The organism is Rummeliibacillus sp. TYF005 (assembly GCF_003844195.1).
Taxonomy (GTDB): domain Bacteria; phylum Bacillota; class Bacilli; order Bacillales_A; family Planococcaceae; genus Rummeliibacillus.
In genome coordinates, this window is the sequence record NZ_ML122544.1 from 37,927 (window position 1) to 64,317 (window position 26,391).

A 26,391-nucleotide genomic window follows, 5' to 3' on the forward strand; every position below is an offset into this window, starting at 1 on the left:
TGAATTTACACTTCTTCAAAGAGAAAGCATTTTCGCTCTCTTTCCACTAACATACATAATAATCAATACGAACTGTATCCAAAAGAAAAAAGGATTGTCTAAAGTACTTTCGACGACCCTTTTTCAGATTCAAAATAATTATTTAAAAAAATAGGACTCTGTTTAACTCCCTCAGCAAGCATCTTTTTTGTCATTCGCTCACTACCTTAGCCACTTTTTAATCGTAATTATTGTTCCTTCATTTAAGTTTGTACGAATCTCAAACTCATCCATCAGGCGTCTTACACCTGGCAATCCAGCGCCTAATCCTTGTGAAGTTGAATAACCAGTTTGCATAACTTGTTCTACATTATCTATTCCTGGTCCTGAGTCTGATGCAATTATAGAGATCCCAATACAATTCTTTTCTACTATTCTATGTACTTCAATTTTTCCTTGCTCTGCATACAAATATATATTCCTAGCCAATTCACTGATAGCAGTTGTAATTCGTGCTTGATCAACTAAATCAAAACCAATTGATTTAGCTTTCTTGCGTCCAAGCTGGCGTGCGGCAACTATATCCCATTCTGTCAAAATATCTACAGAAGACCCTTCCATTCCTAACTCGCCCCCAAATCACTTATACTTCATTTACCAAGTAAGTTATCTTCAAGCATAAAAATCACTAAAACAATGGCTGTATAAAAATGATGACTTAGATACTAAAAATAAAACATTATCTATTTAACTACCTTCTTTTTCTAATTGTATAATATATTTACTAAATTTACACTGCTATTTCAGTAATATTTTTTTTGAAAAAATATAGATAAATATGTTTAGTTATATGTACATCAAAACAAAAACACCAGAACATCTAATTCTGGTGTTTCAATATGTATGCTATTTAAAATTTCAAAAGCCCTAAACTAATTTCCAAAGCTTCTTCTACTTTTTCCATTAGTGGTCCGTCTAGTTGTGTAATTTTATCAGTCAATCTCGATTTATCAATGGTCCGTAATTGTTCCAATAAAATAACAGAATCTCTTTCAAAGCCATATTTTTTTGCATCAATTTCAACATGTGTAGGTAGTTTTGCTTTTTGAATTTGCGCAGTTATTGCAGCAATAATTACTGTTGGACTAAATCGATTCCCAATATCATTTTGTATAACCAGTACGGGTCTAGTACCACCTTGCTCAGACCCGACTACTGGTGATAAATCCGCAAAAAAAACGTCACCACGTTTTACGTTCAAGTTTTCATCCTCCGCTTACGAGTCGCTCCACCATATGTTCTGCTTCATACTCAACATGTAAGCATTCACTACATATAGATAAGTTAATCTGTGACATTTCTGCATATCCTTTAACCATCGCTTCTCGCATATGATTTTTTTGTGTTGTATGAATAAACCGTTTTGTAGGAATATAAACAAATTCATCTGTATTTTTCGTATTCGTAATTTCTTTATAAGCTTGTTCAATGTTCTCAGAAACCTTTATTTTAGGTAACCGAATCAAGACCTCTTCTATTCTTCTTTGACTCAAAGCCAACACCTCCACAAACCAATCACATTAATACCTCTAACTTACTATCTATCCTATCATTAATAAAAGACATTGAAAAGACAAAATGAGTAAGCATTTGACATATACGTTGATTTTTTTCTGAATTTGTCGACTTATAGAACAATTCACTATTTATATGGTAAAAATGTCGTATCATAAGCTAATAGCACATTACCATACAAGTTACAATTTACTTATAAATTCTTGGTATTCTAGAAGAAAGCATACATGGTATTTCATATACGATTGTATGTAGGCGATCTGCCCATTCTTGTATTCGAATCTCTTCTTGTTGTTGTTTTCCGATTAAAACTACTTTCTCTCCAACAGCCATTTCTCTAGGTAATTTAATCATCATTTGATCCATGCAAATTCTTCCGATAATCGGCGTTCTTTTACCATCTATCAATACTTCCTGACCAGATAGACCACGAATAACCCCATCAGCATAACCTACAGGCACTGTACCAATCCACTCATCTTGTTGAGCTACATAAGTACCACCATAACTAATAGTATCTCCTTTAGTTACTTTTTTGACATGTACTAATTCACTCTCTAACATTAATGCCGGTTCTAGTGGGTAAGGTAAATGTTTTTCAACAAATGGTGATGGTGATAAGCCATACATTGAAATACCAAAACGCACTGCATCAAATTGAACATCTTGTTTGACCAAAGTTGCTGCGGTATTAGCTGCATGTACTAGTCGAGGTTTTGCAGGTAAAGATGCTACTAATTCTTTAAAAATCGCTAATTGGCGGTCATATTGTGATGTATTTTCTTCATCTGCAGTAGCAAAATGAGTGAAAATACCATCTACTTCTATATTATTATCCATTAAAATTGCATCATATACAGCTTTTAATTCTTTTTCTGAACGGACCCCTATACGTCCCATTCCACTATCTACTTTTATATGCACTTTTAATGTTTTTTTAAATTCTTTAGAAAATGATGATACTTCATGAATCCATTGTGGTGAAAATACAGTAAGAGTAATATTAGCGTTCGCTGCGTAAGATGCAAAGCTGACAGGAACAGCCCCTAATATTAATATTGGTGTGTCTTTAATAGACTCTCTAACATGTAATGCTTCCTCTGGTGTCGCAACTGCTAACATCGTTGCTCCTGCCGCTAAAGCTGCTTTAGCAACTTGTATATCACCATGACCGTAAGCATTTGCTTTTACAACTGCAATAATATCTACCTTTGAATGCAAATGCTTACGTAAATTTTTTATATTATCTTGTATTGCTGTTAAATTAATAATCGCTTTTGTGGGACGGAATTGTAGATGCTCAGTCATATTGTTCTAACCTTCTTGTTCGTTTTTTTCTATTATCGTCCCTGAAAGAATTTTGGTCAATTATAATGCTATTTTACTTCACCATTTACCATTGAAGAGGCTACTTCTATTAATTCTTCTTTACTTAAATCGTTTGAGGCAATAAAGAAAGATACGCCATTTGTATCCCATGTAATCGAATGATCTGTAATGGCTCCAATTGTAAATCCTAAATCTGCTGGATCTCCAGGCGAGAATACAGGGATATACAATTGTTCTGCTTTAGTTACTTTTTCTTGAATAATTGTGAAGCTCTTATCTCCTTCAAAAGATAAGAATTTACGTGTACCATTATCCATTTGTAAAGAATCTTCATCTTTTAATTTGACGTTATCCCATTTTAATACCGGATAATATGTTTCAAAATCACCATTATCAGCAGTATCCTCTAAGTTTTGAGAACTGTCAGCGGCTTCTTCAGTTGTATTTCCTGATGTAGCAATTGTCTCCTCACTTGTGTTTGCATTACTTTCTTCTGAAGAAGTTGTACCATTTGTAGATTGTGAATGTTCATCTGAAGAAGATTCTTCAGTCGCCTTTTCTTCTGAAGTATTTTCACTTGTTGTTTTATCATCTGTTGTGTTTCCGTTTGTATTTTCTCCACTTGACGCTTCTTTATCAGTTTCTTCAGTAGACGTCACATCGGTCTTAGCATCTTCTGTTTCAGCCTTGTTATCATTTGATTTTGTAAAATCTTCTACTGCATAGTCAGAAGCTTTTTTAGCAACACCTAAAGAAATCTTTTTAAATGTGATGCGAATTTGTTCTTCATTTGCTTCATTTAAAACAATAACTTTTGATGGTAATAATGTCTTTTTATTAATATAGACTTGTTGTGTTGGAAGAATTTTCGAATGATTGTTACGCGTTTTCGCTTTGAAAATATAAGCGTTTTTCGTTTCCTTCATTTCAGCTGTTTTATCAGCAGCTAAATCGTCAGCTAATGCATTCAACAAATACCCTTGACTATTTTGTTTTGGCCAATCACTTTGGAATTTATACGTTTTTTTCAATGAAGGCGTCACTACAAAAACACCTTCTTCGTTTCGTATAATCATTTGGGAAGTATCTTGACCTTCTTCTGATACAGAAACGCGATAAAATTCAGGTTTCGTATGCCATACATCTACGTCGTATTTTTTTGCCTCTCCTGTTGTCTTAATCTCCATTACCGCTTTTACTTCATAGCCTTTAGCGGCTGTCCATTTCTTGCTTGTCTTTTTTACAACATCCTCTTTTGAATTAGATCCACAAGCTGTTAGTAATAATACTGCTGTAAGACATAGTAGTCCTATTGTGAGAAATTTTCGCAAATCCCCATCCTTTCTACATTTTCCATTATCGTATCCTATGAACGAGCCTTAACATTTATGCGAGCAGAATAACTTGTGCAGCCGCATATTCTTTTGAATGTGTAATACTAACAAAACCCTGAACTAAATTCTCCTTAAAATACAAAATTGGTTGTCCCTGATCATTGGGCAAAATTTCTATATCTTGTAATGCACACTCCTTCCCTATTCCTGTCCCGTTTGCTTTAGAAAATGCTTCTTTTGCTGAAAACCTTCCTGCTAAAAATTCTAGTTGACGTCTTGTTTTTAACTGATTAAAAATTTTTTGTTCTCGTGCTGTTAAAATTTTTTCTTTAAACCTTGGGCTTAGGTCATTTGCTTTCTGTATTCTATTTATTTCTACGATATCTAGTCCAATTCCTTTAATCATTTTTGCTTCTCCTTTTATTCAGTTAATAAAACAATGTATAATAATCTTATTAAAATCGAGGTGAATACATGTTTAATCGAACAGAAAATCTTTCGCAATACATAAAATTATATCCAGTCATTTCAATTTTAATTGCGATCAATATTATTGTGTATCTTCTTGGGATGATTCCTTCACTTGGCTTGAATATTCTAAACCTGGGGGCATCGGTAAATTATTTAATTGCTGACGGTGAATATTGGCGATTAATCACATCTATGTTCATCCATGGCGGTTTCTTTCACTTACTTTTCAATATGTTCTCTTTATATGTATTTGGTCCTGAGTTAGAACGTATTGCAGGTAAGTTGCGATTCTTTACTATTTACTTTATATCTGGATTTATGGGAAATGTTATTTCATATTTAACACAACCATTAAATTATGCAAGCATAGGTGCTAGCGGAGCTATCTTTGGTATTTTTGGTGCATTTGCTGCATTAGTCTACTATACTCGAAAAACAATGCCACAATTGAAGCAAATCATTATGCCGATTATTGTAATTTCGATTATTATGACATTCCTGCAATCAGACGTGAATGGTACCGCACATATTGTAGGGCTCGTTACTGGACTAATTATTGGTCTTTTCGATTTTCACCCCAAAAGAGTTTTAAGATGGATTAAGAGAAATTAAAGTGCGAATAGCTGTTGAGGATTTATAATCTCAACAGCTATTTTTTATTTTGAAGGCTATGAGTGTTTGGTTGATACCATTCAAAAATCCCTTCTAAATTCTCTTGGTCAAAATGCTTAATAGAAGCTACGCTACCAGAAGAACCTGACATAATGTGAACAGTCATAGACCCCAAACTTTTTCTTTTTGCTAAATAACTTTGAGAAAGTGAGATTGCTTGTATACGTTGTTTGAATGTCACAAATGTTATTTTACTAATACCTCTATATACAACCGTAAGTTGTTGTTCGTTGGCCGCATATCCTGCGCTTTTATATTGCCAAGCACCTAATATTAGCGCTAGCGGTAAAATAATAAGAACCCATAAACCATACGGAAATGCGAAATAACTAATGCTTAAAGTTATAGGTGTTAGCCAATATAAATACGTTAATAAATATCTACGTTTTGCCCTTTTAGGTGCATGCTCCAACGGTAAATCCCATTGTGTTTCCGGAAATAACTTTTCTAATATTTTAAATGCTAACTGTTTCTTTACAAGTGGTAACAATACAATTTTTCTTTCGCCTTTTTCACCAGAACTTCCAGCGCTTTCAATGACAATAGTTGAGTAGCCAAAAAGTTGTCTGAAAGGGTTTTCCACAATACGAACCCCCTGAATTCGTTTCATCGGTATTGTGATTCTTTTCTTTTCTAATAACCCTTTCGAGATAAATAGCTTATCTTCTTCTTTTTCTACAACAAACTCATAATAGCTTAAAAAAGTTATAACTACAGATACAAACCACGAAATAAGTAAAAATATAAGTACTGCAATAATAACTATTATGGTCCCTAATTTTACGAAAGACTGAAGCTGACCATAAAGCTCATCATATCTTATCCAATCATCAAATTGAGACATAATAGCTGCTAAACCTGAAAAGACTACCCCTATGCCACTAGATGTGGTCGCTAATAATATTAAATCTTTCTTAGACATTCGATGAATAATTGTACGAACGCTTTGATGATTTGGCGAATTATAGAAATCCACACGCTCATTCTGCTCTACTTCACTAAGCTTTTTTTTTGCTTTTTTCATCTCTTTTTCAATTGTATCAGCCTGAACTCGTGTAATTGCAGTTAAGTCAGCTTCGGATTTTCCTCCACTGTCTGCTGCAGTTTCAATACTTACTTTAACTAGTTTTAATGGGCGGTGGAATACACCTTCTTTATAATTCAAGCTTTGAATTCTTTCAAATGGGATATATCTTTTTTTCTTTACAAATAAGCCATATTCAATTCGTAGCTCCTCATCCTCAAACCAGTAGACAAATCGTTTCCAATTGATATAAGAAATTATTAATATCATACATAAAACAAACAGGATTATTACGATAACAATAAGTGTATCTATAAATTGTTTACTAGATGGATTAAGTGAATAGTGAAATCCCCTACCTAGCAAAATAATAATCCCTGGTATAACAATGCTTTTTAAACTAGCAAAAAAACTAATCATAATGGTGATAGGGTGCAGTCGATTCACATTTCTAGACATCATCTTCAGCCACCCTTGCTAATTCTGAAATATGTACTCGTAATTGATCAGCTTCTTGCTCTGTTAATGCTGGTATAGTATGCGTAGTTGCAGCAGTAGATATTGACATGCTTGCTAAATGATAGTGTTTTAAAATAGGACCTTGTGAAGTGTCCACATGCTGAACACGTACCATCGGAACGAGCGTACGCTTCACAATAAATAACCCTTGTTGTATCTCAATTTCTTGTTCCCTTACTTCATAACGCCAATGCTCCCAACGAATCTTTGGAAAAAAATATATTCCAAAAACCAAATCAGCAATCATTACAACTATACTAATTAAATAAATCCACTTCGGCCAATCAAAGACATAAGCTAAAACAATTGCTACAATGACAAACACGAGTAAAATAACTGCTTCAAGCGCAGCATGAATACGCCATACTGTTAAACCTTTTTTAGGGATTCTGTATTTAGGTTGTGAAATCATTTTCAAATCCTCTCTGTAAGTAGATTAAACATAATTATAGTCCAATAAATTAAATGTTTCATTATCAGTATTTTATGATCATCTTATTTACGAATAACTTTTCAAATAAGTTTCATCGTCCTTAAAAAATAAAAAGGCCTTCAAATCAATTACATGATTTGAAGGTCTTTGTGTGAAACTTATTTTGTTTTGTATTTTAGTCTTCGCTACGACGTGTTTGACGACGTCCACCATCGCGACGTCCTCCGTCACGACGTCCGCCATCGCGACGATTGTTACGTTCACCACGACGACCTCCGCGATCTCCACCACGGCTATTACCTCCGCGGTTACCACGATAACCACCGCGACTACCACTGCGACCATGACCATTTCCACCTGAACGACGCATTGGTAATGGACGTTCTTCTGTAATTTTCACTGGTGTATCATCTGGTTCTTTAGTTAGTGATTTAAGTGCTGCAGCTACTAAATCAATTGCATCATGATTAGCTAATAATCCTTCAGCCATTGCGCGATAATCACTTAAATGATTCTTTTCAACAAGTTCTTTCAAATGTTCCACTGCAAGTGCTTGTTGACCAACTAATGCTTCATCAGCAGTAGGTGGTTTTAATGGAGTCATACGTTTTTTAGTAGTTTCTTCTACAATACGTAAATAACCCATTTCACGTGGTGTTACAAATGTAACTGCTAGTCCTGATTTTCCGGCACGGCCAGTACGTCCAATACGGTGAACATATGACTCTGGATCTTGTGGAATATCAAAGTTATATACATGTGTAACGCCTGAAATATCTAATCCACGTGCTGCAACATCTGTCGCAACTAAGATATCGATTTTATTTTCTTTAAATTGACGTAGTACAGAAAGACGTTTTGCTTGGCTTAAGTCCCCATGGATACCTTCTGCAAGATAGCCACGAATATTAAGTGCATGTGATAATTCATCAACACGACGTTTAGTACGACCAAAAATGATTGCTAGTTCTGGTTGGTGAACATTCAAAAGTCGTGATAGAACATCGAATTTTTCGCGTTCTTGAGCTTTTACGAAATATTGATCGATATTTTCAACTGTCATTTCTTTTGATTTGATTTTTACAATTTCTGGTTCTTTCATGAAAGTTTCAGCAATTTTGCGGATTGGAGCTGGCATTGTTGCTGAGAACAATAATGTTTGGCGTTCTGATGGTACATTTTCTAGAATTGCATTGATATCATCGATGAATCCCATATTTAGCATTTCATCTGCTTCATCAAGAACAAGTGTTTCAACATTTTCAAGTTTTAAAGTATGACGTTTAATATGGTCAAGAATACGACCAGGAGTACCTACAATTATTTGTGGTTTGTTTTTAAGTGCACGGATTTGACGGCTAATATCTTGACCACCATATACTGAAAGAATACGTGCGCGTTTATCATAACCAATTTTATGAAGTTCTTCTGAGCTTTGAATTGCTAGTTCACGAGTAGGGGCAATAATAAGAGCTTGTACTACAGTCTTTTTTGGGTCTACTTTTTCGATTAGTGGAATACCGAAAGCGGCAGTTTTACCTGTACCAGTTTGTGCTTGACCGATAATATCACGGCCTTCTAGAGCATATGAAATAGTACCTTCTTGGATTGGTGTTGCTTCTTCAAAACCCATACGTTTAAGGGATTTTTGAGTAGAAGCACTAATATTTAGTTCTGAAAAATTTGTCAAACTTCTCATTCTCCTTCTTTGCTTATGCATTTGACAAATGGTTACATTTTCAGATGAAAATAGGGCAAATCGAGCCTTATGTTAGGAACGTTTCCGTTACTTATTAAATCTCTGTTATGACAGAGGAATTTTATATGAAAAGGGAAAGCCCGGTCTTTGCCGAGCGGTTCAATTCTTTGTGATTCACACATAAATTTAGAATAAACCGTAATGTTCAAAAAAAAGTACTCTCCATCTTCTCGGAGAGTCTACACAAAATGTATCCATTGCTTTCAATATTCTATCACGGGTAATTCATTCGCGCAATTATTTACTATCATTCAAAATGTTCAGACTATTATTTGCAGCTATAAAGAAATGCTAATGCCTTTTTAAACCATTTTTCCGCATCCTTACAATAACAAATTAAATGCTTCCCTTCTGGTGAAATGATTAATAATTTTTTTCTACTTGCTATTTTATGGTATAGATACGATGCTGTTGTGTAGGGTACCAGTTCATCTTTATCTCCTTGAACAATGCATACAGGCACTTTTATTTTCTCGTAATACGGAGACATTTTATGTACCAAACGGGTAAACTCTTTAACAGCTGATATGGGAACATCTATTACTTTTCTTTCATATAGCCTAAAGAATTCGTTTTCTTTATAATCTCCATGCATAAAATCCAAAAATAAATCATTTAAATCAACAACTAATTGTTTAGTACGAATATACCTTGCAGCAGGACTTAACAGAACGAGTCCTTTTACTTTATATCTTAAAGCTAAATACATGGCGATAATTCCACCCATAGAAAATCCAACGATGAAAATTTCATCTACCTTTTTAGACAGACGTTTATAAGCAATCTCTGCATCCATTAACCAATGCTCTGCCGTGAACAAATCTAAATTTAGTTTTTCGCCATGGCCTGATAATATTGGTACCTCTATAGTCCATGAAGTATTTTGTTCAAGATAATCTGAGAATGACTTTATTTCATAGGATCCTCCTGTAAATCCGTGCAATAGCAATACACCTATTTTCACTTATTTTCCTCCCATCATCCATTGCAATTTATAAAAATAGGGTACCTAGAAAAAGTAGTTTTCCCTAGGTACCCTTGTTTTAATCTATAAATTAATGAGTGAATGCTTGCAGTACACGTTCTAATTCCATACCTCGTGAACCTTTTAATAAGATAATTGAATTTTCATCCGCATTTTGGCGTATTTTTTCGATAATTCTATCATAACTATCATCTGTCCAAAGTAAATTTTCATCCACCACTTTACCTTGTAGTTGATCATATAACCATTTCATACGAGGACCGTATAAGCATACTTGATGAATATTAGATGGATCAATCGCATCAGCTAAATCTTCATGGAATTGTCGCTCTAATTCACCCAATTCCAACATATCACCAAGAACCACCCATTTGTCTGGTCGCAAATTAGTTGATTGTATGAATTGTAAAGCAGCTCTAACAGAAGTTGGCGCAGCATTATATGCATCATTTACAAATAAAATGCCTTGATCACCGTTCACTAATTGCATACGCATATTAGTAAGCGATACATTTTTTAAAGCTTCACGAATTTGTTCATCTGTTAAACCAATTTCATGGGCGATTAAAATGGCGATTAATGTATTTTTCACTTGATGGCGTCCAAGTACTGGGATAAAGAACTCTCCATTAATGGTACCTTCAACATTGAAAGAACTACCGCTTTCAGTAGATTCAATATGCGATGCCTTTAAGTCATCTGATGATTCTAAACCAAATGATATCGCATTTAAATTTGAAGCATTTTTGACTAGAGGTCTTAATAACGGTTCATCCCCATCATAGAAAAACTTGCCATCAGGTTGTAGTCCTTGAATAATTTCAAATTTAGCTTTTGCAATTCCCTCACGTGAGCCAAGCGCTAACATATGCGCCTCACCAATATTAGTAATAACTGCATATTTTGGTTTTGCCATTTTCGTTAAAAATTCAATTTGACCAAAACCATCCATACCCATTTCTAAAATGGCAAATTCAGTATCTTCATCCAAAGATAAAATAGTCAGTGGTAGGCCTAGTTGGTTATTATAATTACCTTCTGTTTTCTGAACTTTAAAGTATGGAGAAAGTGTTCCAGCGATTAAGTCTTTGGTTGATGTTTTACCATTTGACCCAGTAACACCGATAAATGTCGCTTGATGTTCTGCTCGATATGCATGTGCCATTTCTTGTAATGCCTTCTCAGAATCATCCACAAAAATTAACGGTACGTCCTTAGGTGGATTAGGCTCATCTTTTTGCCAAAGCGAAGCTGCTGCTCCATTTTCAAATGCCTGTTTAACATACTTATGGCCATTTGTTTTTTCACCATGGAATGGGATAAATAAATCACCCTTTTGTAATGTACGTGTGTTAATAGAAACACCTGTCACGATAATATCTTCTCGGATATCTTGATCACTTTTTAACCATTTGGCAATTTGTTGTAATGTCTTTTTCACAATAGATCACACTCAATCTCTCTTATTGGTATTGAAGTTGTTGTTTTTCTGCATGGCGTTCAATCGCTAATGTAATAAGTTCTTCGATTAAATCACCATAAGCTAAACCTGTATTTTGCCATAAGATTGGATACATACTTACAGGAGTAAAACCTGGCATTGTATTTACTTCATTGATATATACTTCATCTTCTGCTGTTACAAAGAAGTCTGAACGTACAAGACCTGAACAATCTAAAATTTTAAACGCATGGATAGCCATATCAGACATTTTTTCGATTACTTTTTCTGTTACAGGCGCAGGAATCAACAAATCTGTTTTATCATCATTATATTTTGAATCATAATCGTAGAAATCTGTTACAGGTTTAATCTCCCCTGGTACAGAAACTTTAGGTTCATCATTACCAAGAACGCCCATTTCAACTTCACGTGCAATAATACCTGTTTCAACGACAATTTTACGGTCATATTTTAAAGCAAGTTCAACTGCTTTTATAAGTTCTTCATGATTTGTTGCTTTACTAATACCAACACTTGATCCTAAGTTTGCTGGTTTAACAAACATTGGCCAAGTTAAGTTTTCTTCCATTTTAGCGATCAAAGCATCTTGATTTTTTTTCCACTCACTACGGATGAAATATACGTAAGGAACTTGGTTTAACCCTGCAATTTCAAATAATTGTTTCATCACAACTTTATCCATACCAGCAGCTGATGCTAAAACGCCATTTCCTACATAAGGTAAGTTCAATGCTTCAAGTAATCCTTGAACTGTTCCATCTTCACCGTTAGTACCGTGTAACAAAGGGAAAATGACATCGAATGGTTTTTCATTTTCTTCTAGTAAGAAACTTGATATATCATTTGGCTTTGATACTTTAACATCTTTGCCAAATTGTAATTCTTCAATGCTTTCTACGGGTACTGAAAGTTGCTCTCCTCTTCTCCATTCACCTTCACGTGTGATGAAAATTGGGAAAACATCATATTTATCAAAGTGTAATGCTTGTATAACGGCCTTTGCAGTTGATAAAGAGACATCGTGTTCTGCTGATTTACCGCCGTATAATAAGCCTAATTTTTTCTTCATGGGTTTAAATTCCTCCAGATTTTTTCTATTCATAGTTTAGCATGAACCGTAATGATTCATGAAGTGATTACTGTCTAAACATAGATCACTTATTTACATGATTATCGAGTAAATGCACTTAATTTTCTTTTTTAAAAAGTAGCGCTCTGCATATTGCAACAGACCGCCTTTTTTGCAGAATCCATATTCTAATAATAGATAGGACAATTAACATAGTCACGTTCTAAATATCCTTACTTGTTGACAGAACTCTGAGTTATAAATAGATACTTAAAAAAATAACATTTCTATAATAGCACTCTGAAAAAATATTGCATCAAAAATAAAAAGATTCCTACTTATCATATGTAGGAATCTTTAATATGTTATAAATAAAAACCATTATTAGGAAGATATAAATAAGAGCTGTTATTTATGGATTTCTAAGATCTTATCAGGTTTTTGCTTCAATATACTATTCAAATCGTCCCATATTTCATCTGGAAAATAATCATCTGAGATATTACGTAATTCCATAACATACGCAATCTTCGGTTTTTCTATTTTATATATAGAAAATAATACACCATCTTTTACATCCTCGTGAAAATTCCGAATCATTTCTTCTGTAAAGAAAGGAACTAGATTGCTTACCTTTCTTCTCCAAAAAGTTGTAGGGCGTTCTTTCTCTTGTATAACCCCATTAAATACTTGTGTTATTAATTTTAGGACATCTTTTAAATCGCGAAAATATATTTTTGAAACTTTTTCTTCTTCGCTCGATAAATAGACATACTTATTTTGTAATTGATGATAGAACGGTGAGCGAAGCGGCTCTTTTTTATGTCCAATATAGAGCAATTCAGCTTGTTCTTGTGGTGTTAACAAATTTAACTTCAGTTCATCTGAAAAATCAATCCAACATAAGTCTTTCTTTGAATCCATAGCCTTTTTGGCGAACTTTGCAATCCCCTTATCCTCTACGAACTCTAACCGTGTATGCATGTTAAATGAACCGTCTTCGTATTCATTCTTTAGAAGCAAAATATTTTGAAGCGGACCGACTGCAGAGACAAATTCACGGAAAGTTAAACCACTAAAAATAACAAATTGGTTTAATTCGTTCATATGTACATATAAGTGATGTAAAAAGTCGTCAGCATCTCGCATTTTTTTTGCCAAGTCGATCACCTCATTTCCATTCTTATTATAAGATGTAAATGCAAAATTTGAAACATTTGTGATTCGATTTCGTCACAACTTTGTACAAGAGCATGGTACAATAATATAGGCTATAATAATTGAGAGGTTGAGGCTCCTTATTCCGGATCAAAAACACAAGATTTCCGACCTAGGAATTGAAGGGGCCGAGAGGCTTAGACAACCTTATGTTAAATCTACTAGATTAGGTGACTACTATGAATTCAAAGAGAACTTTTTCCGATCGTTTCGACTGGACGCTCGCTTTTATAATGATGCTATTTTGCATCGTCAGTGTACTTGCTATTGCATCTGCACAAACTTCAGGACAGTACGGTATTAATTTTGTACCAAAACAACTCTTTTGGTATTTTGTAGGTGCATGTATCGTTGCTGTTATGATGTATTTTGAACCAGACCAATATAAAAAAATGGCGTGGTATTTATATGGATTAGGGATATTCATCCTGATTATTTTAATGGTTTCTCCAGGTGGTGTTGGACAAATTGCTGAACCAAGAAATGGTGCCAAGAGTTGGTTCCACTTAGGGTTTGCCGATATTCAACCATCTGAGTTTATGAAGACATTCTTTATACTTGCGCTTGCACGAACTGTAAGTAAACACCATGAAAGTAACCCAATCAAATCTTTAAAAACAGATTTTAAGCTTTTGGGAAAGATCCTTTTAGTATTAATGGTTCCATTGGCATTCATTATGAAGCAACCTGACCTTGGTACATCATTAGTTTTCCTTGCTATTACAGCAGCTGTTATAATCGTTGCTGGTATATCTTGGAAGATTATTTTACCAGTTGTGATAAGTGCCGTAACATTAGGCGGCTCTTTACTATGGATGGCATTATATATGCAAGATTTTTTAACTGAGAAACTTGGTTTTAAAGCATATCAATTTGCCCGTATCTATTCTTGGTTAGATCCTTACTCTTATTCATCAGGAGATGGATATCATCTAATTTCTTCTTTAAACGCTATAGGATCTGGTGAAATATTTGGGAAAGGTTTTAAACACCGTGAAGTATATGTTCCTGAAAATCACACAGACTTTATCTTTAGTGTAGTCGGTGAAGAATACGGGTTTATCGGAGCAAGTATTGTTATTTGTTTGTTCTTCTTCTTAATTTTCCATTTAACAAAACTTACTTTACAAATGAAAGACCCCTTCTGCACATATGTTTGCGCAGGGATTATTGCGATGGTAACTTTCCATGTTTTTGAAAACATCGGTATGACAACTCAAGTTCTACCAATCACAGGTATTCCTTTACCATTTATAAGTTATGGCGGTAGTTCAATGATGGGGAATGCACTGGCATTAGGATTAGTATTTAGTATGAAATTCCATCATCAAACTTATATGTTCGGAAATCATGACGATGATGATTTTTAAAGTTTAAAATCCCTCTATATATTGCTTTTATAAAAAACAGCCTAAGAGAATGTATTTTACCTCTCTTAAGCTGTTTTTTTATTTGCTTTGCATAAATAAAAAACTTCGGCTATGCAATACCGAAGTCAATTAATTTTTAGAGTTAGTTTTGAGTTTGTGGAGATGATTTTGGTGGTGCTAATGCTTTTAGTAATTCTAAGCGTGACTTTGTAGTCGTTGCCTTAACGCCAAGTTTTGATAAATTCGCAATTATTTTTGTTACATCTACATTTCTTGACATGCCTTCCACCTCTTCTATTTCTTATATTTTATATGACGTAGCTCCTATGCAAAAGTTGCTACTACTAATTTATAATAACCAATTAAATTACCTTCTATACATTTCTATCATAACATTTTTTATCTCAATAAATAATTTCAATATTGTTACATAATTAACATAGATACTTATCATAATATATTCAATACGTCCATGCAATCATCCTTTTGACTGATTGTCACTTCTTTACAAATAGTTCAGTTTCTATTCATTTACATACCCCTATTAGGTATGCTATCGTATAGCTAAATAGGAGGCGAATACGTTTGGTAGAAGAATGCACAAATCATTCTTGTCGTAAAAGTCATCATCCAGATTCAGTAAAAAAGGATTTAACTACTCGTTTAAATCGAATTGAGGGTCAGATTCGCGGTATAAAAGGAATGGTTGAAAAAGACGTCTATTGCGATGATATTATTACTCAACTTTCCGCTACACAATCTGCTTTAAATAGTGTTGCCAAAGTATTACTCGATGGACATCTAAAAGGTTGCGTTAAAGAGCGTTTAGCTGATGGTGATGAAACCGTATTAGATGAACTAGTTACAACCTTCCAAAAACTAATGAGAAAATAAGGAGTGTTTTTATCATGACAGAAAAAATCCAACTAAATGTAGAAGGCATGTCTTGTGGACATTGCGTAAAAGCTGTAGAGAATGGCGTTGGAAGTTTAAATGGCGTACAAAATGTAAGCGTAAACTTAGAAAAAGGCCTAGTAGATGTAGATTATGACAATTCAAAAGTCACAACTGAAAATATTAAAGAAGCAATTGAAGAAGAAGGATATATTGTTAAATAAGATTCGAATAACTGCATTTTTTGCAGTTATTTTTAACATGTTTCTATACCCTATATAGGTATATAAAAGGAGCGTTTTCGATGGCAACATCAAATACTACAAACAAAGAAGTGACACTTGATATACAAGGGATGACCTGCGCAGCTTGTTCTGCTCGTATTGAACGTGGACTCAATAAGTTAGAAGGTGTAGAACTAGCAACCGTTAACTTAGCACTTGAAACTGGTCATATATCCTATGACAGTAAACAATTAAATGAAGAAGCATTAATCGCCAAAATACAAAAACTCGGCTATGATGCTGTTATTCATAAAGACGATCAAGAACAGGACCATCGTGAAGTGGAGATTGTACGAAAAACACGTGTTTTTATCATCTCGGCAATATTTTCACTTCCTCTTCTGTGGACCATGTTCGCACATTTTTCATTTACAAAAGGCATTTATGTTCCTGAATTTCTGATGAACCCTTATGTTCAATGGGCTCTTGCTTCAGTCGTTCAATTTGGAATCGGATGGCAATTTTACAAAGGTGCTTATTATGCACTTCGAAATAAAAGTGCCAATATGGATGTACTTGTAGCATTAGGTACATCTGCTGCATACTTCTACAGTGTTTATATTGTACTTCAAAATCGAGAGCATATTGGTATGCATAATTTAGATTTATATTTTGAAACAAGTGCAATTTTAATTACATTAATCTTACTGGGTAAATTATTTGAGGCACGTGCAAAAGGCCATTCATCTGATGCAATAAAGAAACTCATTCAATTACAACCGAAGACTGCATTTGTAGAACGCAATGGTAAACCATTAGAAGTACCTATTCGAGAAGTTAAATTAGGAGATATACTAGTCATCAAACCAGGATCATCTATTCCAGTTGATGCAATTGTAGTTTCTGGGGATTCTGCAGTGAATGAATCAATGTTGACTGGTGAAAGTTTACCTGTTGATAAATCTAGCGGTGACACAGTGTATGCAGCTACTATAAATGAAAACGGAACATTAAGAGTGCAAGCAACTAAAGTGGGTCATGATACAGTTCTTTCAAACATTATACGAGTAGTGGAAGAAGCTCAAGGTTCAAAAGCGCCTATTCAACGATTAGCGGATCAAATTTCAGCAATCTTCGTACCAGTTGTTGTTACGATAGCTGTAATCACATTTTTCGCTAGCTATTTCTTTTTCACAGAGGGCGATTTTACACAGTCTCTTGAACGAATGATAGCTGTACTAGTAATAGCATGTCCATGCGCTCTCGGTCTTGCAACACCAACATCCATTATGGCTGGTTCTGGTCGTGCTGCTGAAAATGGAGTACTCTTTAAAACTGCCGAAGCTCTTGAACATACAAATACGATAGACACGATTGTTTTTGATAAAACCGGAACCATCACAAAAGGGACACCTGTTGTGACAAATTTTTTAGTACTCAATCAGTTTAAAAAGGAATCTATAATTCCTCTTATAGCAGCAGCTGAAAAAAATTCTGAGCATCCTATTGCAACAGCCATAACAACATATGCTGAAGCTTTTAGTGAATTACCAATAGTTCAATCATTTAAAGCAATTCCCGGTCAAGGTATTGAAGCAACTGTCGAAGATAAGCAAATTGTAATAGGGACTCGTAAATTATTCAATCATCATGATTTTCAGATTAACTGTAACAGTCATTTTGAAGATGAGGGCAAAACGGTTATGTATGTAGCGATTGACCAACAACATGTCGCGACAATTGCTGTAGCAGATGCAGTAAAGGAAACTTCAAAAGAGGCAATTTCTAAATTGCAAGAAATGGGAATTGAGACAATTATGCTTACAGGTGACCAAGTAAAGACAGCTACTACCATCGCAAATGATGTCGGTATTAATCAAGTTATAGCAGGTGTTTTACCTACAGAAAAAGCTGCAGAAATTGAAAGGCTTTTAAAAGAAAATCGCCATGTTGCAATGGTTGGAGATGGATTAAATGATGCTCCTGCACTTGCAAAGGCTGATATTGGAATAGCTATGGGTACAGGTACAGACGTAGCCATTGAAGCAGCCGATATTACGATTATGAAAGGCGATTTATTGAAAGTAGTTGATGCGGTGAAGATTAGTCACCTAACTGTTCGTAATATTAAACAAAACTTATTTTGGGCACTTGCATACAACTCTGTCGGGATTCCAATAGCTGCATCCGGCCTGCTTGCCCCATGGCTTGCTGGTGCCGCAATGGCATTTAGCTCCGTATCTGTTGTATTAAATGCTCTTCGCTTACAGAAAATAAAAATATAACAAAAAGGAACGCTTAATGCGTTCCTTTTTGTTAATCAATTACATATATGTTTTGGTTAATAGTTAAAATCTTAACCTATTTAATAATGCCGTGTAATTCTTTTAGTTCAAATAAACGATCTCCACCGCGTAAAGCGTAGCTAAATTCAATAGTTGTTTCTTGTTTTGTACCGTTTAATGTACTTTTTGCTTTAAATACTTCCATATTAACAGATTCAACTTCAACATTTGTATGTCCAAGTGATTGTAATACAGTTTTTACTTTGAATTTACGCGCAGGCAATAAATCAATAAGTATAGGAATGTCTAAATCTAGAATGGATTTTGTGCCTTCACTATTTGTAATAGTAGCAATTGCTGTGATTTCCATCGTTATGAAATCCTCCTTTATTTGAATCAACTTAATTATAGCACTACAAAAAACAAACTTTAAAAAGCCTCAATATTGAGTAAATTGTGATATCAAAATAGCAAAACAATAGCATTATCGAGCCTCTTTTTTACTATACCAATTGAATAAGCATTCCAATCATAGACTCTAACCTAGTATGATTTTAACTATTATGAGCTATAAAACTTTTCAGTATACATACTTTCTTTAAACTTAATATTTGCCAAAAATAAAGTTTTAGCATTAAACTATCTTACGTTCTATACTGCTTGCACTTACTTACAGTGTATTGGCAAGCTTACCTTTTCAAGAATATTTTTGCAAAATCCGTCTTGAATTAGGGTAGAATGAATTAGATTACATTTGTATATAGAAAGCAGGGTTATTATGAAAAAATCTATTATCTTGCTAATGTCAGTGCAATTTTTTGTATACTTAGGATTCGGCTTAATCATCCCTATTTTACCTGAGGTAATTGTACAACAAGATTTTGCGAAAATGCACGTTGGTGGTTTATTGACCATCTACTCTTTGGCAAGTTTTTTCACTGCTCCTTTCTGGGGTATGTTAAGTGATAAAATGGGTAGAAAAAAATTGATCTTAATTGGGTTACTTGGATTCTGTGCTAGCTTCTTATTGATCTCATTGTTTATGAAATCATTGACTATGCTATATATTTCCCGAATTATTGGAGGATTATTCTCCGGAGCTTTATATACAGCAGTTACAGGATTTATAGGAGATATGTCTACTGAAGAAAATCGCAATAAGTATATGGGCTTTATGGGAATGTCCATTGGATTAGGCTTTATCTTCGGACCAGCTTTAGGAGGTTTGCTAGGGAAAATTAGCTTAAGTACACCATTTACCGTTTCAGGAATTTTGACTTTCTTATTATTCATTTACGCAAGTATTGTTTTAAAAGAGCCAGAACGTCATACTGAAACAACAAAACGAGAAATCATCCCAAAAGGAACTTCTACATTGTTTAAGTACCGTGTTCGTTACTTATTTATCTTCTCCTTTATGGTGACATTCTTACTTGCTGGAGTCGAATCCACACTGCAATTATTCCAAATGGAAAAAATCAATATTACAGCTGCACAATTAGGTTCTCTCTTCCTATTTAGTGGATTTGTAGATTTTATGGTTCAAGGCGGCCTAGTTCGTCATATCAAGGATGGCTCAGAACCTAAATGGTTAATCGGAGCTCAAGTTGTAACTGCTATTGGCTTACTAATGTTTCCTTTCACAAAAAGCTTATGGTTTGCAGGACTCGCACTTTGTGTATTTACCGCAGGAAATGCATTAGCACGTACATTAAACACATCTCTTTCTTCTAAAGAATCTGGTGGAAAATACGGTACTGCAGCTGGCCTTTCTTATTCAATGGATAATATAGGGCGTATTCTTGGGCCACTATTCTTCACTTGGATTTTAACCAAACAACCAAATACCGTTTATGAAACTTCAGGTATACTTGCATTATTAAGTATCTTCATCATTCTTACTTTCAAAGCAAGCAAAAAAACATTACGCCTTCAAGATAAGGCATAATGTTTTAATGAAAGTTCAGCATTCTTTAAGAGTGCTGAACTTTTTCTTTAAGTTTAATATTATTTTCCTTTATATCAGGATATACTTGTTTAATAATTGATGGACGCATCATGTAGAAAGTGATGATCAATAAAGCTATACATGATCCTAGTAGAACCCATTGAGCATCTACACGATCAAATAATACTCCGAAAATTATTGTTCCGAGTGGCATCATCGCCATAGACATTGCCTCTAAAATACCAAAAACACGTCCTCTATATTCTTCTTCTACTTCTGTTTGTAACATAACGCCAATTGGTGTATTTGTAAAAACACCAAAAACTGAAAAACTAAAGAAGATGAAAGTAAAGTATATAACGTTCACAAGATAACCAACATCTGTCCATAAAGGAACTGATGTTAAGCCTACAGTAGCTGCCATCAAAATAATAAATCGTTTTGATTGCAGCAAGGGATATTTTGACTGTTTCCTTGTAGAAAGAAAAATAGAAGCTAGTAACATACCGACTGCACCTGCTGATTCAATAACGCCAATATGTTGAGATTTAATCTTCAAAGTTTCCACAAGGATATACGTACCTCCTACATTTATGACACTCAAGAAGAAATTGATCCATAATGCTACCCAAAGAACAGTAGAAACAGCCTTCTTAGTTTTTGCATATAAAAATCCTTCTTTTATACTTTTAAACATTCCCACACTTTCTTGCTCTTCTATTTGTTTCTTACTATACAATTTAAAATCCATTGTAGATTCTAATATAAATGCAATCATATAAGCGACCATATGCACGATCAAAAATACTTCAATTGACGCAAATCCATAAAGCATTCCTCCAATTGCAGGTCCACCAATGGCTGCAATAGACATCGACATTTGATTGAATGATGTAGCTTTCTGAATACGTTCTTTATCAACTAAACAAGCTATTGAAGATGAAAAAGTAACACTATTAAAAGTCGATGTGATGGAATACAAAGCTGTTACGATATAGATAGATATAACGGTAATCCCTGAAGTATAGCCATAAATTAATAAACCGCCCATTAATAAAATGGTACATCCTTGAGAAAGCAAAATAATCAATTTCTTCGAATAACGATCTGCAAGTAATCCTGCAAAGGACGATAAAATCACCCTTGGCAATATGGAGCAAATCATCCCCGTAGCAAAGCTTGTCGCAGATCCCGTCATTTTTAAAATGTATAGACTAATACCAAAAGCTAAAACTTGAGCACCTAAAATTGAAATAATTTTGCTAATTGTAAAAGTCCATAAATGATAACTAGCCTTTTTTAATTTGAGTGTTTCATTCATTCTTCCCTCTCCCTTTGTTTAATAAAATTAAAAAGTTTAATTTAATTAAACAAACAATAACACACTTATTACTTTCTTCGCAAGCAAAAGTTTAATATAATTAAACAAAAGAAATGAGGTGTACCCATGGAATCACTCGGAAGTAGAATACGTACAATACGAAAACAAAAAAAGTTAACCTTGGCTACACTAGCTGGAGAACATATTACAAAAGGTATGTTAAGTCTGATTGAAAATGATAAAGCAAATCCTTCAATGGATACTTTACAATATTTAGCTGAACGTTTGCAGGTGGATGTCAGTTCATTATTAGAAGAAGTACCTATTACTGAATTACGTGAACTGTCAGAAAAAGTTAAGAAAATTTATGATAATAATGTGGAGTTTGAAGAAGCCCCTTACCAAGAAATAATCACTTTAATCGAACCCTATTTAGAAAAGCTTCCTGCTTGCTATGAATCAGGAAAATTATTGTTCTATTACACAGGTGCTCAGTCTCATTTAAAAATGAATAATTGGGAACCTACCTTGGAACGTGGTCTAAAGATGTTCAAAGAAATTAACATGATGAATGAATGGGTTAGATTCCAAATTTTACATTTTTCTATTTATTTTTATGAACATCAATATGAACAAGCACTGAATATTGCAATAGCGACCGAAGCTGAGGTTAAACGTGAACACTATATTATCGATACGATTACTACACTCGATTTACTATATATAATTGGGATTAGCTATTTAGCAATTAATGAGCAAAAAAAAGGTATGAACTACATTGAACAAGCATTACAACTTTCTAAAGAAAAAAGATTGTTTTATAAAATTGAAGACATATTTCGAGTTGCTTGTTTTCAAGCGATGATCGACAATGATGACGCAGCAAGAGAATATTATATAAAAAAAATAGAACAATATGCAGCCTTTACAGAAGATAAGTTATCCTTTCTTTATACAATTATTATTCAATTACATTATTATAATTCTTTTACCCATGATTATGAAAAAGCACTTGAATACCTTGGACATGATAGGGAAATCGAGGATACAAATGAGGATCTTGCTTTATTCTATTGTTTTGAAAAAGGAAAAACATTGTATCACTTAGGACAGTTCGATGAAGCGTTGGTAACCTTCGAAAAGCTAAAAGAGATTCCCAACTCTATACATCATCCTTACGATTTATCGATGTTAGCGGAGAAATATTCTTATAAATCTCTTTGCTACGAACAAAAAGGACAATTATCTAAAGCATTAGAAGAAGCTAAAAAAGCTGTTGATATTGTAGACCCCTTGATAGATACGCCTTATAAACAATTTATAAATAAAACATACGCTTCTCTTTGTAAAAAAGTTGATCAATTGTAACATAAAAACCCCATTCCTTTTCGCCTATAGGAACGGGGTTTTAAATTTATGATAAAGCCAAAATTTAAATAAATTTAAACCTCAGCTAAATCTTGAGCTTCTTTAGAGTTATAGACATCCTTGTCTAATTCTCCAGTAATACGAGCAGTTGTAACACCTGCTACCATTGAGTCATTAACATTCAACGCTGTACGTCCCATATCGATTAATGGTTCTACAGAGATTAGAACACCAGCTAAAGCAACTGGTAGATTCATAGTTGAAAGCACAATAATTGCCGCAAAAGTGGCACCACCTCCAACGCCTGCAACACCAAATGAACTGATCGCAACCACAAGTATTAAAGTGGCAATAAACCCTGGATCAAATGGATTTATATCTACACTAGGTGCAATCATAATGGCTAACATTGCTGGATAAACACCCGCACAGCCATTTTGACCAATGGATACACCAAACGATCCTGCGAAGTTTGCAATACCTTCAGATACACCTAATCTTTTAGTTTGTGTTTGTATATTAAGTGGCAATGTACCAGCACTTGAACGTGAAGTAAATGCAAATAGTAAAGTCGGAGATACTTTTTTAATATATGTGATTGGACTCATCCCTGTTAAAGCAACAATAATCAGATGAACTACAAACATAACAGCCAAAGCAACATATGAAGCTATTACAAATTTGCCCATATTATAAATAGCACCAAAATCTGATGTTGCTATCGTTGATGTCATAATAGCTAAAATTCCGAATGGTGTTAAACGTAAAACAATTTTAACAATCTGCATGATAAGTGCATAAATTGCATCGATCCCGGTTTTGATCAAAGCTGCTGTTTTTTCGTCCTTACGTTTTACGGCTAAATAACCTAATCCTAAAAACGCTGCAAAAATAACAACTGCGATTGTTGAGGATGAACGAGCACCTGTTAAATCTAAAAACGGATTAGCTGGTAGTAAATCTAAAATTTGTTGTGGCATAGTTTTATCGCCTATATCATTTGATTTTTGGACAATTTCTTCACCACGTGCTTGTTCTGCATCCCCTTGTACAAGTTGAGTTGCATCTAAGTTAAAACTTAATGCAGATGCAATACCGACAGATGCAGCAATGGCTGTAGTACCAACTAATATAAGTAAAATAAGACCTGCCATCTTACCAAAGTTTTTGCCAGCAACAACTTTAGTAAAAGCCGAAACAATGGATATCAAAACTAATGGCATTGCTACCATTTGTAAAAGTTTCACATATCCTGAACCTGCTATACTAAACCAATCTACTGATTTTAATACAACCTCTGATGTTGGCCCATATGTGAAATGCAGTATTAGTCCAAAGACAATCCCTAGCCCAAGACCTGTAAATACTCGCTTAGAAAAAGATACATGTTTTTTATGCATCACTATTAGTAAACTAATGAGAATCATTAGAATGATTACATTAAGCACAATTAAAAACGTATTCAATATAATTCCTCCTGATTAAGATTTTAATAAAAATACAATTCTTAGATTATACTAATAATTCCTATTGGTCAAGTAGGTTATTGAATCTATTTAAATCTAAAATGTTACATAGCCTTTGTCATCTACCCACTTGCTATTCCTTTCTTAAAATCTGTGATTTACGTTATACTTAGAGAAGATTATGGAAGAAGGTGATGAAATGGATACAACCAGTTTAACATCTTTAATCGTTTCCACTATTTTAATATCGAACATCTTTCTTGCTGCTATTATTATCTTTCTAGAAAGAAAAGAGCCTAGTTCAACGTGGGCTTGGATTCTTGTACTATTCTTTTTACCAGTTGTAGGATTTATATTGTACTTATTATTGGGGCGTCAATTACGGAAAAAGCATCTGTTTCGTTGGGAAGGCCGAAAAAAAATTGGTATAGATAAACTAATTGATTATCAAATGGAAGCCATTCGTAATGGTTCTTTTGAATATCGGCTTGATGATGCAGCACTTTATGAAGACATCATTTACATGCATTTAACAACAAATCACGCAGTCTTAACACAAGATAATGCTGTTCAAATTTATAGTGATGGTAAAGAAAAATTCAAAAAATTGCTAAAGGATATTGAAGCTGCTAAACATCATATTCATATTCAATACTATATCTTTAGGCTAGATAACTTAGGTACTCGTATTTATCAATTGCTGATAAAAAAGGCTAAACAAGGGGTAAAAGTTCGTCTCCTATTTGATGAGATGGGTTCCAGAGGAGTTCATAAAAACAACTTCAAAGAGCTAATTGAAGCGGGTGGAGAAGTTGAAGTTTTCTTTCCTTCGATCCTCCCCCTTATAAATCCTCGGATGAATTATCGTAATCACAGAAAACTTGTCATTATTGACGGACGTATTGGTTATATCGGTGGTTTCAATGTTGGTGACGAGTATCTTGGTCTAAAGAAAAAATTCGGCTATTGGCGAGATACACATTTGCGTATAGAGGGTAGCTCGGTTCATCCTATGCAAACAAGATTCTTGTTAGACTGGAACCAAGCTTCAGATTCGAAGGATATTCAGTACTCCGACCATTACTTCCCTACCATTGCTCGAAAAGGGGAAGTTGGAATACAAATCGTATCTAGTGGCCCCGATTCTGAATGGGAACAGATTAAAAATGGCTATGTAAAATTAATCGGTATGGCTAAAAAATATATTTATATCCAAACTCCATATTTTATTCCTGACGATAGTTTTATGGACGCTGTACGTATTGCTTGCTTATCCGGAATTGATGTGCGAATTATGATTCCAAATAAGCCTGACCATTTATTTGTGTATTGGGCAACTTATTCTTACGTGGGGCAATTAATTAAAGCAGGAGCAAAAATTTATATTTATGAAAATGGTTTTTTGCATACAAAAATGATTGTTATCGATGATGAAGCATCTACTGTTGGAACTGCGAATATTGACTTTAGAAGTTTTAAGCTTAATTTTGAAGTCAATGCTTTTATCTATCATCGCGAAACATCGCATCAACTTGCAGAACTATTTGAAGAAGATATGTTACTGTCAACAGAACTAACACCTGAATTATATAATAATCGTACTCGCATTATTAAAATGAAAGAATCTATCTCACGTTTATTATCACCAATTTTATAAGAAAAAGCCTATAGCATTACTAGCAA

At 34.1% G+C, this 26,391-nt stretch carries 24 protein-coding genes and 1 pseudogene; 8 read left to right on the top strand and 17 right to left on the bottom strand.

Annotation, left to right across the window (positions count from 1 at the left end):
* Positions 1–201: 201 nt before the first annotated feature.
* From CW357_RS04440 to acpS, 6 genes are all read right to left on the bottom strand, one after another.
* Positions 202–600, bottom strand: coding sequence for an anti-sigma regulatory factor (locus CW357_RS04440; protein ID WP_124217450.1), 399 nt, complete (start codon positions 598–600; stop codon positions 202–204).
* 289 nt (positions 601–889) lie between these two features.
* Entirely contained in the window at positions 890–1,240 is a 351-nt protein-coding gene (locus CW357_RS04445) for a type II toxin-antitoxin system PemK/MazF family toxin (protein ID WP_119415968.1), read from the bottom strand.
* Between the two features lie 4 nt (positions 1,241–1,244).
* On the bottom strand, positions 1,245–1,532 hold the full coding sequence (locus CW357_RS04450) for a transcriptional regulator (protein ID WP_233548075.1): 288 nt from the start codon (positions 1,530–1,532) through the stop codon (positions 1,245–1,247).
* A 211-nt stretch (positions 1,533–1,743) separates the two neighbouring features.
* Positions 1,744–2,862 carry an alanine racemase gene (alr, locus tag CW357_RS04455; RefSeq protein WP_119415970.1) on the bottom strand — a complete coding sequence of 373 codons (1,119 nt, stop codon included), beginning with the start codon at positions 2,860–2,862 and terminating at the stop codon, positions 1,744–1,746.
* 68 nt (positions 2,863–2,930) lie between these two features.
* Positions 2,931–4,214, bottom strand: a complete 1,284-nt coding sequence (locus CW357_RS04460; protein ID WP_124217451.1) for a LolA family protein — start codon at positions 4,212–4,214, stop codon at positions 2,931–2,933.
* 55 nt (positions 4,215–4,269) lie between these two features.
* A complete protein-coding gene (gene acpS / locus CW357_RS04465; protein ID WP_119415972.1) occupies positions 4,270–4,623 on the bottom strand; it encodes a holo-ACP synthase in 354 nt (117 codons plus the stop codon).
* A gap of 68 nt (positions 4,624–4,691) precedes the next feature.
* Here acpS and CW357_RS04470 point away from each other — a divergent pair, with 68 nt between their 5' ends.
* Positions 4,692–5,300: a rhomboid family intramembrane serine protease gene (locus CW357_RS04470; protein WP_119415973.1), complete on the top strand. Its 609-nt coding sequence runs from the start codon at positions 4,692–4,694 to the stop codon at positions 5,298–5,300.
* Between the two features lie 37 nt (positions 5,301–5,337).
* Here CW357_RS04470 and CW357_RS04475 read toward each other — a convergent pair whose 3' ends face one another.
* The 7 genes from CW357_RS04475 to CW357_RS04505 form a co-directional block, all read right to left on the bottom strand.
* A complete protein-coding gene (locus CW357_RS04475) occupies positions 5,338–6,843 on the bottom strand; it encodes a PH domain-containing protein (protein ID WP_164489536.1) in 1,506 nt (501 codons plus the stop codon).
* Positions 6,836–7,315 (bottom strand): PH domain-containing protein, encoded by a 480-nt coding sequence (locus tag CW357_RS04480; RefSeq protein ID WP_124217453.1) that lies wholly within the window; start codon positions 7,313–7,315, stop codon positions 6,836–6,838. The genes CW357_RS04475 and CW357_RS04480 overlap by 8 nt, the downstream gene beginning before the upstream one ends.
* A gap of 196 nt (positions 7,316–7,511) precedes the next feature.
* Positions 7,512–9,026: a degradosome RNA helicase CshA gene (locus CW357_RS04485; protein ID WP_119415976.1), complete on the bottom strand. Its 1,515-nt coding sequence runs from the start codon at positions 9,024–9,026 to the stop codon at positions 7,512–7,514.
* A gap of 337 nt (positions 9,027–9,363) precedes the next feature.
* Positions 9,364–10,059 (bottom strand): alpha/beta hydrolase, encoded by a 696-nt coding sequence (locus CW357_RS04490; RefSeq protein WP_119415977.1) that lies wholly within the window; start codon positions 10,057–10,059, stop codon positions 9,364–9,366.
* A gap of 91 nt (positions 10,060–10,150) precedes the next feature.
* Entirely contained in the window at positions 10,151–11,521 is a 1,371-nt protein-coding gene (gene murF / locus CW357_RS04495) for a UDP-N-acetylmuramoyl-tripeptide--D-alanyl-D-alanine ligase (RefSeq protein ID WP_124217454.1), read from the bottom strand.
* A gap of 22 nt (positions 11,522–11,543) precedes the next feature.
* The gene (locus CW357_RS04500; protein ID WP_124217455.1) at positions 11,544–12,614 is read right to left on the bottom strand and encodes a D-alanine--D-alanine ligase; all 1,071 of its coding nucleotides are present in this window, start codon (positions 12,612–12,614) and stop codon (positions 11,544–11,546) included.
* 408 nt (positions 12,615–13,022) lie between these two features.
* Positions 13,023–13,784: a hypothetical protein gene (locus CW357_RS04505; protein ID WP_371683738.1), complete on the bottom strand. Its 762-nt coding sequence runs from the start codon at positions 13,782–13,784 to the stop codon at positions 13,023–13,025.
* A 227-nt stretch (positions 13,785–14,011) separates the two neighbouring features.
* On the opposite strand from CW357_RS04505, the gene rodA reads away from it, so the two are divergent.
* Complete coding sequence (rodA, locus tag CW357_RS04510; protein ID WP_119415981.1) at positions 14,012–15,202, top strand: rod shape-determining protein RodA; 1,191 nt, start codon at positions 14,012–14,014, stop codon at positions 15,200–15,202.
* 142 nt (positions 15,203–15,344) lie between these two features.
* Here the strand turns inward: rodA and CW357_RS18165 are convergent, their stop codons facing one another.
* Positions 15,345–15,482 (bottom strand): Lmo0850 family protein, encoded by a 138-nt coding sequence (locus CW357_RS18165; protein ID WP_164489537.1) that lies wholly within the window; start codon positions 15,480–15,482, stop codon positions 15,345–15,347.
* 305 nt (positions 15,483–15,787) lie between these two features.
* Between CW357_RS18165 and CW357_RS04515 the strand changes: the two genes are divergently transcribed.
* The 3 genes and pseudogenes from CW357_RS04515 to CW357_RS04525 form a co-directional block, all read left to right on the top strand.
* The gene (locus CW357_RS04515) at positions 15,788–16,096 is read left to right on the top strand and encodes a metal-sensitive transcriptional regulator (RefSeq protein WP_233548077.1); all 309 of its coding nucleotides are present in this window, start codon (positions 15,788–15,790) and stop codon (positions 16,094–16,096) included.
* 14 nt (positions 16,097–16,110) lie between these two features.
* Positions 16,111–16,320: a copper chaperone CopZ gene (gene copZ / locus CW357_RS04520; protein WP_119415983.1), complete on the top strand. Its 210-nt coding sequence runs from the start codon at positions 16,111–16,113 to the stop codon at positions 16,318–16,320.
* A gap of 122 nt (positions 16,321–16,442) precedes the next feature.
* Positions 16,443–18,605 (top strand): annotated as a pseudogene (locus CW357_RS04525) (heavy metal translocating P-type ATPase); the annotation flags it as partial.
* A 76-nt stretch (positions 18,606–18,681) separates the two neighbouring features.
* Here the strand turns inward: CW357_RS04525 and CW357_RS04530 are convergent.
* Positions 18,682–18,975, bottom strand: coding sequence for a hypothetical protein (locus CW357_RS04530; RefSeq protein WP_124217458.1), 294 nt, complete (start codon positions 18,973–18,975; stop codon positions 18,682–18,684).
* A 408-nt stretch (positions 18,976–19,383) separates the two neighbouring features.
* Here CW357_RS04530 and CW357_RS04535 point away from each other — a divergent pair, with 408 nt between their 5' ends.
* Complete coding sequence (locus CW357_RS04535; RefSeq protein WP_124217459.1) at positions 19,384–20,553, top strand: MFS transporter; 1,170 nt, start codon at positions 19,384–19,386, stop codon at positions 20,551–20,553.
* Positions 20,554–20,578: 25 nt separating this feature from the next.
* Here the strand turns inward: CW357_RS04535 and CW357_RS04540 are convergent, their stop codons facing one another.
* The gene (locus CW357_RS04540) at positions 20,579–21,874 is read right to left on the bottom strand and encodes an MFS transporter (RefSeq protein WP_124217460.1); all 1,296 of its coding nucleotides are present in this window, start codon (positions 21,872–21,874) and stop codon (positions 20,579–20,581) included.
* Between the two features lie 126 nt (positions 21,875–22,000).
* Here CW357_RS04540 and CW357_RS04545 point away from each other — a divergent pair, with 126 nt between their 5' ends.
* Entirely contained in the window at positions 22,001–23,242 is a 1,242-nt protein-coding gene (locus CW357_RS04545; protein WP_119415988.1) for a helix-turn-helix domain-containing protein, read from the top strand.
* Positions 23,243–23,316: 74 nt separating this feature from the next.
* On the opposite strand, the gene CW357_RS04550 is transcribed toward CW357_RS04545, so the two are convergent.
* Positions 23,317–24,669 carry an L-cystine transporter gene (locus tag CW357_RS04550; protein WP_164489540.1) on the bottom strand — a complete coding sequence of 451 codons (1,353 nt, stop codon included), beginning with the start codon at positions 24,667–24,669 and terminating at the stop codon, positions 23,317–23,319.
* Positions 24,670–24,907: 238 nt separating this feature from the next.
* Between CW357_RS04550 and cls the strand changes: the two genes are divergently transcribed.
* Positions 24,908–26,365, top strand: a complete 1,458-nt coding sequence (gene cls, locus CW357_RS04555) for a cardiolipin synthase (protein WP_119416011.1) — start codon at positions 24,908–24,910, stop codon at positions 26,363–26,365.
* Positions 26,366–26,391 lie beyond the last annotated feature (26 nt).